Annotated in this window: 14 protein-coding genes, 1 tRNA gene and 1 rRNA gene; 7 read left to right on the top strand and 9 right to left on the bottom strand. The window is 50.3% G+C overall.

The window, feature by feature from the left end; genetic code table 11:
- Positions 1 to 10 precede the first annotated feature (10 nt).
- Positions 11 to 628: a glycerol-3-phosphate 1-O-acyltransferase PlsY gene (gene plsY, locus M2371_RS18790; protein WP_034493193.1), complete on the top strand. Its 618-nt coding sequence runs from the start codon at positions 11 to 13 to the stop codon at positions 626 to 628.
- Positions 629 to 663: 35 nt separating this feature from the next.
- Here plsY and tsaD read toward each other — a convergent pair whose 3' ends face one another.
- The gene (tsaD, locus tag M2371_RS18785; protein WP_172895585.1) at positions 664 to 1,677 is read right to left on the bottom strand and encodes a tRNA (adenosine(37)-N6)-threonylcarbamoyltransferase complex transferase subunit TsaD; all 1,014 of its coding nucleotides are present in this window, start codon (positions 1,675 to 1,677) and stop codon (positions 664 to 666) included.
- A gap of 247 nt (positions 1,678 to 1,924) precedes the next feature.
- Between tsaD and rpsU the strand changes: the two genes are divergently transcribed.
- The 3 genes from rpsU (at position 1,925) to rpoD (ending at position 6,044) form a co-directional block, all read left to right on the top strand.
- Positions 1,925 to 2,140: a 30S ribosomal protein S21 gene (gene rpsU / locus M2371_RS18780; protein ID WP_001144069.1), complete on the top strand. Its 216-nt coding sequence runs from the start codon at positions 1,925 to 1,927 to the stop codon at positions 2,138 to 2,140.
- Between the two features lie 166 nt (positions 2,141 to 2,306).
- The gene (gene dnaG / locus M2371_RS18775) at positions 2,307 to 4,052 is read left to right on the top strand and encodes a DNA primase (protein ID WP_259268438.1); all 1,746 of its coding nucleotides are present in this window, start codon (positions 2,307 to 2,309) and stop codon (positions 4,050 to 4,052) included.
- A gap of 153 nt (positions 4,053 to 4,205) precedes the next feature.
- Positions 4,206 to 6,044, top strand: a complete 1,839-nt coding sequence (gene rpoD, locus M2371_RS18770) for an RNA polymerase sigma factor RpoD (protein ID WP_034493187.1) — start codon at positions 4,206 to 4,208, stop codon at positions 6,042 to 6,044.
- A gap of 61 nt (positions 6,045 to 6,105) precedes the next feature.
- Here rpoD and mug read toward each other — a convergent pair whose 3' ends face one another.
- The gene (mug, locus tag M2371_RS18765; protein ID WP_259268437.1) at positions 6,106 to 6,612 is read right to left on the bottom strand and encodes a G/U mismatch-specific DNA glycosylase; all 507 of its coding nucleotides are present in this window, start codon (positions 6,610 to 6,612) and stop codon (positions 6,106 to 6,108) included.
- A 126-nt stretch (positions 6,613 to 6,738) separates the two neighbouring features.
- Between mug and M2371_RS18760 the strand changes: the two genes are divergently transcribed.
- A tRNA-Ile gene (locus M2371_RS18760) sits at positions 6,739 to 6,814 on the top strand.
- 157 nt (positions 6,815 to 6,971) lie between these two features.
- Here the strand turns inward: M2371_RS18760 and M2371_RS18755 are convergent.
- Positions 6,972 to 7,781, bottom strand: coding sequence for a CatB-related O-acetyltransferase (locus M2371_RS18755; protein ID WP_259268436.1), 810 nt, complete (start codon positions 7,779 to 7,781; stop codon positions 6,972 to 6,974).
- A gap of 258 nt (positions 7,782 to 8,039) precedes the next feature.
- Here M2371_RS18755 and M2371_RS18750 point away from each other — a divergent pair, with 258 nt between their 5' ends.
- The gene (locus M2371_RS18750; RefSeq protein ID WP_259268435.1) at positions 8,040 to 8,744 is read left to right on the top strand and encodes a DUF2461 domain-containing protein; all 705 of its coding nucleotides are present in this window, start codon (positions 8,040 to 8,042) and stop codon (positions 8,742 to 8,744) included.
- A gap of 91 nt (positions 8,745 to 8,835) precedes the next feature.
- Positions 8,836 to 10,020: a purine ribonucleoside efflux pump NepI gene (gene nepI / locus M2371_RS18745; protein WP_259268434.1), complete on the top strand. Its 1,185-nt coding sequence runs from the start codon at positions 8,836 to 8,838 to the stop codon at positions 10,018 to 10,020.
- Between the two features lie 37 nt (positions 10,021 to 10,057).
- Here nepI and tauD read toward each other — a convergent pair whose 3' ends face one another.
- The 6 genes from tauD to rrf form a co-directional block, all read right to left on the bottom strand.
- Positions 10,058 to 10,906 (bottom strand): taurine dioxygenase, encoded by an 849-nt coding sequence (tauD, locus tag M2371_RS18740; protein WP_259268433.1) that lies wholly within the window; start codon positions 10,904 to 10,906, stop codon positions 10,058 to 10,060.
- Entirely contained in the window at positions 10,903 to 11,730 is an 828-nt protein-coding gene (gene tauC / locus M2371_RS18735; RefSeq protein ID WP_259268432.1) for a taurine ABC transporter permease TauC, read from the bottom strand. Before tauC ends, tauD begins: the two co-directional genes overlap by 4 nt.
- Positions 11,727 to 12,494: a taurine ABC transporter ATP-binding subunit gene (gene tauB, locus M2371_RS18730; RefSeq protein ID WP_259268431.1), complete on the bottom strand. Its 768-nt coding sequence runs from the start codon at positions 12,492 to 12,494 to the stop codon at positions 11,727 to 11,729. The genes tauC and tauB overlap by 4 nt, the downstream gene beginning before the upstream one ends.
- 10 nt (positions 12,495 to 12,504) lie before the next feature.
- Positions 12,505 to 13,479, bottom strand: a complete 975-nt coding sequence (tauA, locus tag M2371_RS18725; RefSeq protein WP_404979411.1) for a taurine ABC transporter substrate-binding protein — start codon at positions 13,477 to 13,479, stop codon at positions 12,505 to 12,507.
- 206 nt (positions 13,480 to 13,685) lie between these two features.
- Positions 13,686 to 14,159 (bottom strand): VOC family protein, encoded by a 474-nt coding sequence (locus tag M2371_RS18720; RefSeq protein ID WP_259268430.1) that lies wholly within the window; start codon positions 14,157 to 14,159, stop codon positions 13,686 to 13,688.
- A 220-nt stretch (positions 14,160 to 14,379) separates the two neighbouring features.
- Positions 14,380 to 14,465: ribosomal RNA gene (gene rrf / locus M2371_RS18715) — 5S ribosomal RNA — on the bottom strand; the annotation flags it as partial.

The following is a 14,465-nucleotide window of genomic DNA, read 5'->3' as shown; positions in this document are numbered from 1 at the left end:
GAACAGCGTTATGAGTGCAATCGCGCCCGTCATGATCCTGCTTGCGTATCTTTGCGGCTCCATTTCTAGCGCCATTCTGGTCTGCCGAGTTGCCGGTTTGCCCGATCCCCGGCTTAACGGTTCCGGCAATCCAGGTGCGACCAATGTCTTGCGACTAGGCGGTAAAGGTGCAGCCGTAGCGGTACTGATTTTTGATGTTCTCAAAGGAATGTTACCCGTCTGGGCAGCTTACGAACTTGGCGTGACCCCGTTCTGGCTAGGTCTTATTGCTATCGCCGCGTGTATTGGTCATATCTGGCCGGTATTCTTCAACTTTCATGGCGGTAAAGGTGTAGCGACAGCTTTTGGTGCTATCGCTCCCATCGGCTGGGATTTAACCGGCGTGATGGCGGGAACCTGGCTGTTGAGCGTGTTACTGAGCGGCTATTCATCCCTTGGCGCTATTATCAGTGCGCTGATTGCCCCGTTTTATGTCTGGTGGTTCAGACCAGAATTCACTTTCCCGGTCGCGATGCTTTCCTGCCTGATCCTGATGCGTCACCATGACAACATTCAGCGTTTATGGCGCGGCCAGGAAACTAAAATCTGGAAGAAGCTGCGCAAAAATAAAGACAAAAAAAAGGAGTGATTTCTCACTCCTTCTCGACTGATTCTACAAAGTTATTACGCTGCAGGTAACTCTGCCAGCGGCCAGCGTGGACGCACCGTCACACTCAGCTCTCCTGCCGTTCCTGCTTTAAGTCGAATCATGCCCGCATAGGCAATCATTGCGCCGTTGTCGGTACAGAACTCAGGACGCGCGTAGAAAACTTCACCCCGGCGCTTTGTCATCATTTCTTCCATGCGCACACGCAGAGTGCGGTTAGCACTTACGCCACCCGCCATCACCAGACGTTTAAAACCGGTTTGATCCAGAGCGCGTTTGCACTTGATCATCAGCGTATCAACGACCGCGTCTTCAAATGCGCGAGCGATATCGGCGCGGGTTTGTGGGTCGGCATCATTGCCACGAATAGTGTTCGCCGCAAAAGTTTTCAGGCCAGAGAAACTGAAATCAAGACCAGGACGATCTGTCATTGGACGAGGAAAAACAAAACGACCTGCTGCACCCTGAGCCGCCATTTTTGACAGCATTGGCCCACCAGGATAATCCAGCCCCAACAGTTTGGCTGTCTTATCAAAGGCTTCACCGGCAGCGTCATCAATTGATTCGCCCAGCAGCTCGTACTGACCGATACCAGTGACACTAATCAACTGTGTATGCCCGCCGGAGACCAGCAGTGCCACAAACGGGAACTCAGGTGGATTGTCTTCCAGCATCGGCGCTAATAAATGCCCTTCCATATGATGAACCGGCACGGCAGGAACATCCCAGGCAAACGCCAGCGAGCGGCCAATTGTTGCGCCCACTAATAACGCTCCGACCAAACCTGGCCCTGCGGTATAGGCGACACCGTCAATATCTTTGGCGGTTAATCCGGCTTCTTTAAGAGCCGCCTGAATCAATGGCACGGTTTTACGCACATGGTCACGGGAGGCAAGCTCCGGCACCACGCCGCCGTAGTCAGCGTGTAATTTCACCTGACTATACAATTGATTAGCTAATAACCCATTTTCATCGTCATAAATGGCGATGCCGGTTTCATCACAGGATGTCTCTATACCCAATACGCGCATGGCTTTCTCTACCTCACAGTCTTGCGGCGAAGTTTATGCTTACGGGCTGTCAATGTAAAACTTTGCTCACCTATTGGCCGCAGGTGGTGTATAATCCGCACCCCTGGAAGATTCCGGCCTTAAAAGCCAGGTTTCTGGTTGTCCGGTGCTTTACAAAGCAGCAGTAGTTGCAGTAAAATTCCGCACCATTTTGAAATAGCTGACGCCTAAGTCAGCGGCAAACCGAATTTATCAAAGGTGAGAGTTAATGCCGGTAATTAAAGTACGTGAAAACGAGCCATTCGACGTAGCACTGCGTCGCTTCAAGCGTTCTTGTGAGAAAGCAGGTGTTCTGGCGGAAGTTCGTCGTCGTGAGTTCTATGAAAAACCGACTACCGAACGTAAACGCGCTAAAGCTTCTGCTGTGAAACGTCACGCGAAGAAACTGGCTCGCGAAAACGCACGCCGCACTCGTCTGTACTAATATCCTGGAGGTTCGCACCTCCGGAACAGACCAGTAGTAGTTGTAAAGGCCGTGCTTCCGAAAGGAATGCGCGGCTTATTTTCGTTCATGAACTGACATACTTCCTGCTCTTTCAATTTGCAGCTTTATCGCAAAACAGAAAGAAAGCGAGTACCAAACGGGGCCTATGGCTGGACGAATTCCACGTGTATTCATCAATGACTTGCTGGCTCGCACCGACATCATCGATCTCATCGATGCGCGTGTTAAGCTCAAAAAGCAGGGCAAGAACTATCATGCGTGCTGTCCGTTCCATAACGAAAAAACCCCCTCTTTCACCGTAAACGGTGAGAAACAGTTTTACCATTGCTTCGGCTGTGGGGCGCACGGCAACGCCATCGATTTTTTAATGAACTATGACAAGCTTGAGTTTGTCGAAAGCGTTGAAGAATTGTCAGCGATGCACAATCTCGAAGTGCCTTACGAAGCGGGTAATGGACCGAGCCAGATTGAGCGTCATCAACGGCAAAGTCTTTATCAATTGATGGATGGCCTGAACGCCTTTTATCAGCAATCCCTGGCTCAACAATCAGCTGAACCTGCTCGCCAGTACCTGGCACAGCGCGGGTTAAGTTCTGAGGTTATTCAACACTTCGCCATCGGCTATGCCCCTCCCGGTTGGGATAACGTATTAAAGCGTTTTGGTGGCAATAGCGAAAACCGTCAGGCTTTGACGGATGCGGGGATGTTGGTTACTAACGATCAGGGGCGCAGTTACGACCGCTTCCGCGAAAGGGTGATGTTCCCCATCCGCGACAAGCGTGGCCGGGTGATTGGTTTTGGTGGCCGTGTGCTGGGCGATGCCCTGCCGAAATACCTGAACTCCCCGGAAACCGACATTTTCCATAAAGGCCGCCAGCTCTATGGCCTGTATGAAGCTCAACAGAGTCAGCCAGAACCGGCTCGTTTGCTGGTTGTGGAAGGCTATATGGATGTGGTGGCGTTGGCGCAATACGGCATTTCTTATGCTGTTGCCTCGCTGGGCACCTCAACGACTGCCGACCATATCCAGTTGCTGTTCCGTGTTACCGATACCGTTGTCTGTTGTTATGACGGGGATCGCGCAGGTCGAGACGCCGCATGGCGCGCGCTGGAAACTGCGCTACCTTATATGACGGACGGGCGTCAGTTGCGCTTTATGTTCCTGCCGGACGGTGAAGACCCCGATACGCTGGTGCGTAAAGAAGGGAAAGAAGCATTTGAAGCGCGTATGGAACATGCCATGCCGCTTTCTACGTTTCTTTTTAACAGCCTGATGCCACAGGTCGATTTGAGTTCACCAGATGGCCGTGCTCGCCTGAGCACTCTTGCATTACCCCTGATAACTCAGGTACCTGGCGAAACACTGCGTATTTATCTGCGCCAGGAACTGGGAAACAAACTGGGTATTCTGGACGATAGCCAGCTTGAAAAGCTGATGCCAAAGCTTGCTGAAAACAGTACGCCGCGCCCGGCTCCACAGCTAAAACGCACAACCATGCGTATACTGATAGGATTGCTGGTCCAAAATCCAGAACTGGCACCAAGCGTGCCACCGCTTAGCGGACTGGAAGAGGCGAAATTGCCAGGGTTGAAACTCTTTATCGACCTGGTGAATACCTGTCTGGCGCAACCGGGTTTAACTACCGGGCAGCTTTTAGAGCTATATCGCGGCACAAATGAAGCCGCAACCCTTGAAAAACTCTCTTCGTGGGACGATATAGCAGATAAGGACATTGCAGAAAAAACGTTCAACGACGCACTTGAACATATGTTTGATTCGGTGCTGGAGTTGCGGTTTGAAGAATTGATGGCACGTTCCAGAACGTCAGGGCTAACCCCTGCGGAACGTGAGGAAGTCCGCGTGATAACAGAATCACGCGCGAAAAAGTAAATACTATCGGCTTAACTGCCGAACATTCGTCGGGTAAACCCGAACGCCGCAAGGATGGGCAGCGGCAATAAAATAAGTCAGCCCTCGTTACGTTATTGTTGGCGGTTTCGCCGACCGACACCAACCCTAATACTGAAGTGTGGATACCGTCTTATGGAGCAAAACCCGCAGTCACAGCTTAAACTTCTTGTTACCAAGGGCAAGGAGCAAGGCTATCTGACCTATGCCGAGGTCAATGACCATCTGCCGGAAGATATCGTCGACTCCGATCAGATCGAAGACATCATCCAAATGATCAATGACATGGGCATTCAGGTGATGGAAGAAGCACCTGACGCCGATGACCTGTTGCTTGCTGAAAACTCAAACAACACAGACGAAGATGCGGAAGAAGCTGCCGCACAGGTTCTGTCCAGCGTAGAATCCGAAATCGGGCGTACCACTGACCCGGTTCGCATGTATATGCGTGAAATGGGTACCGTTGAGCTGTTAACCCGTGAGGGTGAAATCGATATCGCTAAGCGTATCGAAGACGGTATCAACCAGGTGCAGTGCTCCGTTGCCGAATATCCGGAAGCGATCACTTATCTGCTTGAGCAGTACGACCGCGTTGAAGCAGAAGAAGCACGTCTGTCTGACTTGATCACCGGATTTGTTGATCCGAATGCAGAAGAAGATCTGGCCCCTACCGCCACTCACATTGGTTCTGAGTTAACCACAGAAGAAAATAGTGATAGTGACGAAGAGGAAGATGACGACGACGACGCGGACGATGACAACAGCATCGACCCTGAACTCGCTCGTGAGAAATTCGGCGAACTGCGCACGCAGTACGAACGCACTCGCGACACCATCAAAGCGAAAGGTCGCGCTCATGCTGATGCTGCCGCTGAGATTCAGCAACTGTCTGAAGTTTTCAAACAGTTCCGCCTGGTACCGAAGCAATTCGATTACCTGGTAAACAGCATGCGCGTCATGATGGACCGTGTTCGTACGCAAGAACGCCTCATCATGAGATTGTGTGTTGAACAGTGCAAAATGCCGAAGAAAAACTTCATCACACTGTTCACCGGCAACGAAACCAGCGAAACCTGGTTCAACGCTGCAATCGCAATGAACAAGCCGTGGTCTGAAAAACTGCATGACGTTGCTGACGACGTGCATCGCAGCTTGCAGAAACTACAGCAAATTGAAGAAGAAACCGGCCTGACCATCGAGCAGGTTAAAGATATCAACCGTCGTATGTCCATCGGTGAAGCGAAAGCTCGTCGTGCGAAGAAAGAGATGGTTGAAGCAAACTTACGTCTGGTTATTTCTATCGCCAAGAAATACACCAACCGTGGTCTGCAATTCCTCGACCTGATTCAGGAAGGTAACATCGGCCTGATGAAAGCGGTTGATAAGTTTGAATACCGCCGTGGTTATAAGTTCTCAACTTATGCAACATGGTGGATTCGTCAGGCTATCACTCGCTCTATCGCCGACCAGGCGCGTACCATCCGTATTCCGGTGCATATGATTGAGACTATCAACAAACTCAACCGTATTTCGCGCCAGATGCTGCAAGAGATGGGCCGCGAGCCAACGCCGGAAGAGCTGGCTGAACGCATGCTGATGCCGGAAGACAAAATCCGCAAAGTGCTGAAAATTGCTAAAGAGCCAATCTCCATGGAAACGCCAATCGGCGACGATGAAGATTCGCATCTGGGTGATTTCATCGAGGATACTACCCTCGAGCTGCCGCTGGATTCTGCAACGTCTGAGAGCCTGCGTAATGCAACGCACGACGTTCTGGCTGGCCTGACTGCGCGTGAAGCGAAAGTCCTGCGCATGCGTTTCGGTATCGACATGAATACCGACCATACGCTGGAAGAAGTGGGTAAACAGTTCGACGTAACCCGCGAACGTATCCGTCAGATTGAAGCGAAGGCATTGCGCAAACTGCGCCACCCGAGCCGCTCTGAAGTTCTGCGTAGCTTCCTGGACGACTAATCACATCGCCCTTCTAAAAGCCCTCCTCGCGAGGGCTTTTTTATATCTGCAACTCTGCTGACTATCTACCTCTGGCCTTAAGCGAAAGATCCAACGCTCGATAAGACTCGACGAGATCATCAAGAGTGGCTCGGTTCAAACCGCTGGGATTGGGCAAAATCCACACTTCAGTATCCCCAATGCTAATATCCTGTCGTCCCCATTTCGCCCCACGCTGGCTAAAGGCTTGCTCAAACGCCTGCTTACCCAACACGGCAAGAGCCATCGGCTGATAATCCTGCATTTTAGTCACCAGCTCACGCGCACCAGAGCGAAGCTCTTGCAGCTTAACTTCGCTTGCCTGAACCGTCGGTCGTTCGACTAACATCGTGATACCGCAGCGCGTATCAAGCAAATGCTGCTCTTCTTCAGGTTTGAGTTGTCGATCGGTAAAACCAGCTAGATGTATCACCTTCCAGAAGCGATTTCCGGGATGCGCAAAGTGGAATCCCGTATGCGCTGATGACCTACCTGGATTAATGCCGCAAAACACAACCCGCAATCCGGGTTGCAGGATATCGCTAATCATTACATTTCCTATAGTGATAGATTAAGAAGCAAACATAAGGGATTGATTCATCATTGTTTATAAAAACAGCAGATGTCACGCAATGACTGGATTGAAGCCCAAAGTTACATTATAATCCTGCGCCACGGCCCCTTAGCTCAGTGGTTAGAGCAGGCGACTCATAATCGCTTGGTCGCTGGTTCAAGTCCAGCAGGGGCCACCAAATAAAACAAGGACTTGCAAGAAATTGCAGGTCCTTTTGCTTTTCCGGGTGTATAGAGAATATTTTCAGTAAGTCAGCATCGAAACCAATGATTTATAAACAACCACATATCTCGGCTAAAATCGCCCATGATGTTCTTTGCAAAACGCAAAATGGTTCAGAGCGTGCGGAATACCTGTGAAAGATTGAATTTTTTATAATTCACTCGGCTTATGCTCCCGGTGGAAATCCTTTCATTCATTTCTTTTACAAAGTAATCGATATCATCACATCTATTATTATCAGGCAGATCGGTGTAACGATAATCCCACCATTTTAATTTTAATAATTCATTGATTACCTCTTGTTCGAATCTATATTTTATTACTTTTGCAGGAACCCCGGCGACTACTGAATAAGGTGGTACATCTTTAGTCACAACTGAATTAGCAGCGATAATCGCACCATCCCCGATAATTATTCCACCTTTAAGAACAACATCATTTCCAATCCATACATCATGGCCTATCACAGGATTTTTTGGCGCGGTGTTAAAAGGCTTCAATTCCCACTCACTACCAAACTCAGCATTTGCAAACTTATCAAAATTACCATTATATGTGAGCATGTGCGTTGTGAATCTGTTCATGGGGTGATCTCCCCCTATAATCTTCACATTGTTTGCAATGCTACAAAACCTGCCGATGTTTACGTTACCAGTAAAATGACAAGTTGGAAAAGAGAATGCCCCAACGCTCGAAAAATTTTTATGGGGCATCGTCGAATATTGTTCAGCAACAACATCTTCTTCAATTGTAACTTTCTCACCTTTGCTGAAAGTTAGAAAGTTCCGTTCTTTATATATTTTCTTACCTCTGTGATTAAGGAAAATATCATTATCCAGGCAATACTCGTAATGCCTTTTAGTCCACCTGAACGTGTACTCTTTTTTATTATCTTCTATAAAATCAAAAAGTTTTATTTTCATATGGTTTAATATTTTTTATATAAAAAGGTAAACAATTATAATACTTAAGTTTAATATCCTGATATAAGCGACAATAACATGCGCCCGGCCGCAGCTTCAAGCCCGGAAAAGTAGTCAGTTACGTCCGAAAGTTGCATAAAACATAGTTCATTTCACATTCCCTGAGGCAACCAATACTGATAATCCTCTTTGCTTTTACTCCATTAAGATCAATGCTAATGGTTGCTGATCAACTGGATCAATGAGGGTTTATCGAGAATGACGACTCAAGCATCTCCATCTACAAATACGACGTTCACCACAGCCAGCATGCAATTCCTGAACAAGCTCGCGCAAAACAATTCGCGCGAGTGGTTTAAAGACCATCAGGATGAATACGAACATGTTGTCAGAACTCCTGCCCTGCGGTTCATCGAGCAAATGCAGCCAGGCATTCTTGCCATTTCTACAAAACTCACGGCGGTACCAAAAAAAGTGGGTGGCAGTCTTATGCGTCCCCAGCGAGACAGCCGTTTCAGCAAAGATAAAACACCCTACAAAACCAATGTTGGCATCCAGTTTCGTCATTTCCAGGGGAAGGATGTCCATGCCCCAGGATTTTATCTGCATATTGCTGAGGAAGGTTGCTTTATTGCCGCGGGTATCTGGCATCCGGAGTCAAAAGCTTTAAATGCAATTCGAGCCTGTATTGATGAAAATCCTAACGCGTATCAAAAGGCGTTAAAAACACTGCAAGACCATGGGTTTATCATGGATGGGGATAGTTTAATTCGCCCGCCAAAGGGCTATGAAAAAACGCATCCCCTATTAACTGAATTGAAACGTAAAGACTTTATCGCCGTCAAAAATATCGATTTTGAAGAGCTATGCAAACCAGGCGCTATCAATTTTTGCACTGAGCAATTTCAGTATTGTGCACCGCTGATGGCATATCTGTGTTTTGCCCTTGATCTGGATTTTTAGATTACTGCGAAAAAGTTGCCAAAACGTTAAATGCGTCACACTTACGGTGCTACACTACGCGGCTAAATTTAAAATCGCGCCGGGTGGAAAAATGAGTGAGCACATAGATGGGATAAATGAACCACGGGCCGTCACGCGGCCTAATTGGTCAGCGGTATTTGCCGTAGCATTTTGCGTGGCATGTCTGATTACCGTGGAGTTTTTGCCCGTCAGTTTGCTAACGCCAATGGCACAAGAACTGGGAATATCCGAAGGTGTTGCCGGGCAGTCCGTTACGGTCACCGCTTTTGTCGCGATGTTTGCCAGTCTCTTTGTCACAAGCGTTATTCGTTCAACCGACCGCCGCTTCGTGGTGTTTCTGTTCGCCATCCTGCTCACCCTCTCCTGCCTGCTGGTTTCGTTTGCTGAAAACTTCACGATGCTGCTGATTGGCCGAGCCTGTCTGGGTGTTGCGCTAGGTGGTTTTTGGGCGATGTCTGCCTCATTAACTATGCGCCTGGTTCCAGCTCGCACGGTGCCAAAAGCGCTGTCGGTTATCTTTGGCGCTGTGTCCATCGCGTTGGTGATCGCCGCACCGTTAGGTAGTTTCCTGGGGGGAATTATCGGCTGGCGTAATGTGTTTAACGGCGCTGCATTGATGGGTGTGGCCTGCATTATTTGGGTGTGGAAGGCGCTACCGTCGCTACCTGGCGAGACGACGCAACAGAAGCAAAATATGTTTGGCCTGCTTAAACGCCCCGGTGTTCTGGCAGGCATGGCCGCTATTTTTACTGCTTTTGCGGGTCAGTTTGCCTTCTTCACTTATATTCGCCCTGTCTATATGACACTAGCCGGATTCGACGTCGACGGTTTGACACTAGTGCTGCTGAGTTTTGGTATCGCCAGTTTTGTCGGCACCTCACTTTCAGCGGTATTTCTCAAGCGCTCACTGAAAGCCGCACTGGCTATCGCACCGCTGATTCTGGCATTAAGCGCAATCACGCTAGTGTTGTGGGGTTCAGATAAAATTGTCGCTTCCGCTATCGCCATTATCTGGGGCTTCGCCTTTGCTCTGATTCCGGTTGGCTGGTCAACATGGATCACCCGTTCGCTTTCGGATCAGGCAGAAAAAGCAGGGTCGATTCAGGTCGCTGTCATTCAACTGGCAAATACCTGTGGCGCCGCGATTGGCGGCCTGGCGTTGGATAATCTCGGCCTGCTTTCACCATTAGTCCTGTCAGGCAGTTTAATGTTGTTAACAGCATTGTTAGTCGCCACGAAAGTGCGCGTGAAGTAAGGGTTTTGGGTGGCGCAACGCCACCCTGAAAATCGCATTATCCCCGCCAGAAAGGCTTGTCCCCTAAAATCGTCGCACGATGCATGATGCGGCGAGCCGGAAGATAATCGGCGTTCGCGTAATGCTGCGTGACTCGGTTATCCCAGATGGCAATGTCATTTTCCTGCCAACGCCAGCGCACCTGGAACTCGGGTTTTGTAATGTGCGCGAAAAGGAATGAGAGCAGCGCATCACTCTCTTTTTGCGAGAGATCGACAATCCGCGTTGTGAATCCTTCATTCACAAACAGCGCCTGCTTGCCGCTTACCGGATGTGTTCGTATCACCGGATGCTGTAGCGGAGGATTTTTGACTACGGCTTCGCGCCAGCGCTGATGCTCTTCTTCGCTATCGAGATGTTTATACTCCGGGAATGATTTGCGGAAATCATGTTCTGCCTTCAGCCCTGAGAGCAAGCGCTTGAACGGTTCTGAAAGTGCCTCGAATGCGGCAATGCCACTGGTCCACAATGTATCACCACCAAATTCTGGAAGCTGCTTTGCCGCCAGTATCGCACCGGCTGGCGGCGTTTCGATAAAGGTCACATCGGTGTGCCAGTTATCGTTATCAGGCGGGTTATCGTTGTGCGTATCCAGCACGATAATCTCTTCCACGCCTTGCGCATGCGGATAAACCGGGTGGATATGCAGATCGCCAAACCGCTGCGCCAGTGTACGCTGTTGAGCTGGCGTAATCGGCTGGTCACGCAGGAATAACACCTGATGGCGGATTAGCGCGTGATAAATCTGCTCAAACTGGTTATCGGTCAAACCGCGGCTCAGCGTGACACCAGTCACCTGCGCGCCAATGTATGTCCCCAACGGCAAAATATTCACTTTTTCACTCATTGCCCTTCTCCATGCCATGGGGTTAAACGGCGCTGCAATGCGCGTAAACCCAGTTCTAAACAAAATGCGATAACTGCAATCACGCCGATGCCTGCAATCACTACGTCAGTTGCCAGGAATTCACCGGCGGACTGAACCATAAAACCTAATCCACGTGTGGCGGCGATAAGTTCAGCCGCAACCAGGGTTGACCAGCCAACGCCAAGCCCGATACGAAAACCGGTCAGAATTTCTGGCAGCGCGCCGGGCAAAATCACATGCCAGACTACCTGAAGGCGTGATGCGCCTAGTGTTTCGGCTGCCCGAACGCGTACCTGTTTCGCACTGCGCACGCCAGCCATCGTTGACATCGCAACCGGCGCGAATATCGCCAGGTAAATCAGCAAGATTTTTGATGTCTCCCCGATGCCAAACCAAATCACCATCAGCGGCAGATAAGCCAGTGGCGGCACCGGGCGATATAACTCAATTAACGGGTCGAGAATGCCGCGCACCGTTGGGCTAAGCCCCATCGCAATGCCGACCGGAATGCCTATCAGCACCGCCGCCAGCAACGCGGTAAGAATGCGAAACAGGCTTGCGGCAAGGTGCTGCCAGAGCGTGGCATCCATAAAACCTTGCGGCCCGGCGATGCTAATGAGTTTTGTCAGCACCTGGCCTGGAGGTGGTAAAAATAGTGGGCTAATCCACTGCTCAGCCGCGACCCACCACCACAACAAAATGATGGCGGTGAGTGTCGCAAGGCTTAGCGTAAGCTGGCGCGAGAACGGCCAACGCAACGCCAGCCGTGTGCGGCGGGCCTTATCCTGAATAACGATGCTCATAAAAAGCCCTCGCGTTGTTCAAATACCCGGCTCAGCACGTACTCACGCTTCGCGATAAATTCAGGGTCGGATTTGATGCTGCGGCATGGCTCGCCTTCCGTAAATCGACGGCCAAAATCAAGCGGCAAACGTTCCAGCACGCACCCAGGCCCAGGAGAAAGCAGCACCAATTCGGTCGCCAGGAAAACCGCTTCTTCAATATCATGTGTAATCAGCAGTACCTGACGGCGGCTTTCATGCCAGAGTTTTAGTAACAGTGTCTGCATCTGCTCGCGGGTGAATGCATCCAAAGCTCCAAAGGGTTCATCGAGCAATAAAAGTTGCGGACGAGTGGCGAGTGCGCGAGCAATTCCCACGCGCTGGCGCTGCCCGCCAGAGAGTTGCCAGATGGCACGTTTCGCCTTATCTTCCAGACCCACTTTGCGCAACATATCGAGGGCAATTTCCTCACGCTGCGACCTCGACTGCCCGGCAAGTTGCAGGCCAAACGCGACGTTATCCAGCACCGTGCGCCACGGTAGCAACCCTTCATGCTGGAACACTACACCGCGCTCAGCGCCTGGCCCCGTAACCTGTTTACCCGCAAGCGTAATATTGCCTGAGTGGTAAGGTACAAAGCCTGCTATCAGGTTTAGCAGCGTAGTTTTCCCACAACCGGACGGACCAAGGACCACCATCAACTCACCCTCATCCACCGTCAAATTGATATCATTAAGAACGGTTTTTCCGTCGTAATCTGCGCTTAAATGCGAAACCTGTAACATGTCTAACTCCTTACTGCGCCAGAGTTTTCACAAAACGGTCGGTGACGAATTGACTGTAATCCGCTTCCACCGCCGGGACTTTACCCTGCGCTTTCAGGAACTGCGCGGTGTCGACAATCGCTTTATTTACCGGGCCGCTGAGCTGCTCAGTTTGCTGGCTGGCGGTGAGGTAGGTATTACCCTTCACCAGTACCGGAACGTCGCTTTCTGGCACGCCACTCAGACGAGAGAGTTTGCTCAGGTTGTCCGGCTGCTTCAGCCATTCATCAGGGTTATCGATATAGCTTTTCTGGGCAGCGAGAGCGCTTTTAGCAAAGGCTTCCACCACTTCCGGATGCTGCTGCGCGAAATCTTTGCGCACTACCCAAACATCCAACGTTGGCGCGCCCCATTTGCCCACTTGCGCGGAGTCGGTCAACACAGTGCCATCTTTCTCCAGCTCGTTGACCGCCGGTGCCCAGACATATGCTCCGTCGATATCACCGCGCTGCCAGGCGGCAATTATTGCCGGTGGCTGAAGGTTCAGAATTTCAACCTGGCCGGGTTTTATTCCCCAGTGTTTCAGTGCTGCCAGCAGGCTGTAATGCGTGGTGGAAATGAACGGCACGGCAATACGCTTGCCAATCAAATCTTTCGGGTTGGTGATGCCTTTCTTTACAACCAGCGCTTCGGAGTTACCTAACTGCGAGGCAAGCAGGAACACTTCGATCGGCACTTTTTGGCTTGCTGCCACCGCAAGTGGACTGGAGCCGATATTGCCAATCTGTACATCGCCCGACGCCAACGCACGCACAACACTTGCGCCGCTGTCGAACTTACGCCATTCCACTTTTGCGCCGCTATCTTTGGCAAAAGCGTTATCAGCCTGCGCGACTTTGGCGGGTTCAGCGGATGTTTGATACGCCACGGTGACATCCACCGCGAAGACCGGCGTTGCGATAAGGGCTAGTGCTGCCAGCCAGAGAGAATGTCGTTTCGCTACCATGATGAGTGCTCCTGTATTTTTGATAGGAGCAGTATTTCTAATGGCGAGAATTAGATAAAAGAATTAAAAATTATCGCTAATGCGTTTATGTTTTTAGATGAATTTTGGGGAAGGATAGTTGGGGGATGGGAATCGAAATGGGGTGGTGTTCAGGAAAAAGATACGGGCCAAAAGGCCCGTAGTGATCATGTATTCACTCAGACTTATCAGTTATGTATCGCCGTTTTGATTGCAGCAACGTCTATTTTCTTCATCGACATCATCGCTTCAAACGCGCGCCTGGCAGTGTCTCCGCCCGTGGCCAAAGCTTCGGTCAACACGCGCGGGGTGATTTGCCAGCTAATACCCCATCTATCTTTGCACCAGCCGCATTCGCTTTCCTGACCACCGTTGTCGACAATTGCGTTCCAGTAGCGGTCCGTTTCTGCCTGATCTTCTGTCGAAATCTGGAAGGAAAAAGCTTCGCTATGTTTGAAATGTGGTCCGCCGTTGAGGCCGATGCATGACACACCCGCAACGACAAACTCGACAACGATTGTGTCTCCAGCTTTTCCATCCGGATAGTCGCCGGGGGCTGGGATAACGGCACCTACGCTGCTGTCTGGAAAGGTTGCAGCATAGAAATGAGCGGCGGCTTCCGCATCATGGTCGTACCAAATACAGATAGTATTCTTAGCCATAAGTTAGCCTGCTTGTCATGTTCTCAGTTCCGATAACCGTACCCGCAGTGCCTTATTAGCATTGCGCCTTTTATGTTTTACCATCCATAAGTATGTACCGGATCTGATTCATGTGGCTGAAAGAGGTGTGTTCTGTGCTCTGTATCGCTTAACGGATTTGCATATATCGCAGACAGCAAAAAGCCCTGTACGTCAGTACAGGGCTTTACACTTATTTGGAGCCTGGCAGTTCCCTACTCTCGCATGGGGAGACCCCACACTACCATCGGCGCTACGGCGTTTCACTTCTGAGTTCGGCATGGGGTC

Source organism: Buttiauxella sp. BIGb0471 (assembly GCF_024807715.1).
Classification (GTDB): Bacteria; Pseudomonadota; Gammaproteobacteria; order Enterobacterales; family Enterobacteriaceae; genus Buttiauxella; species Buttiauxella agrestis.
Note: the sequence above shows the minus strand (reverse complement) of the source record. Positions and strands in the feature narration are given on the sequence as shown.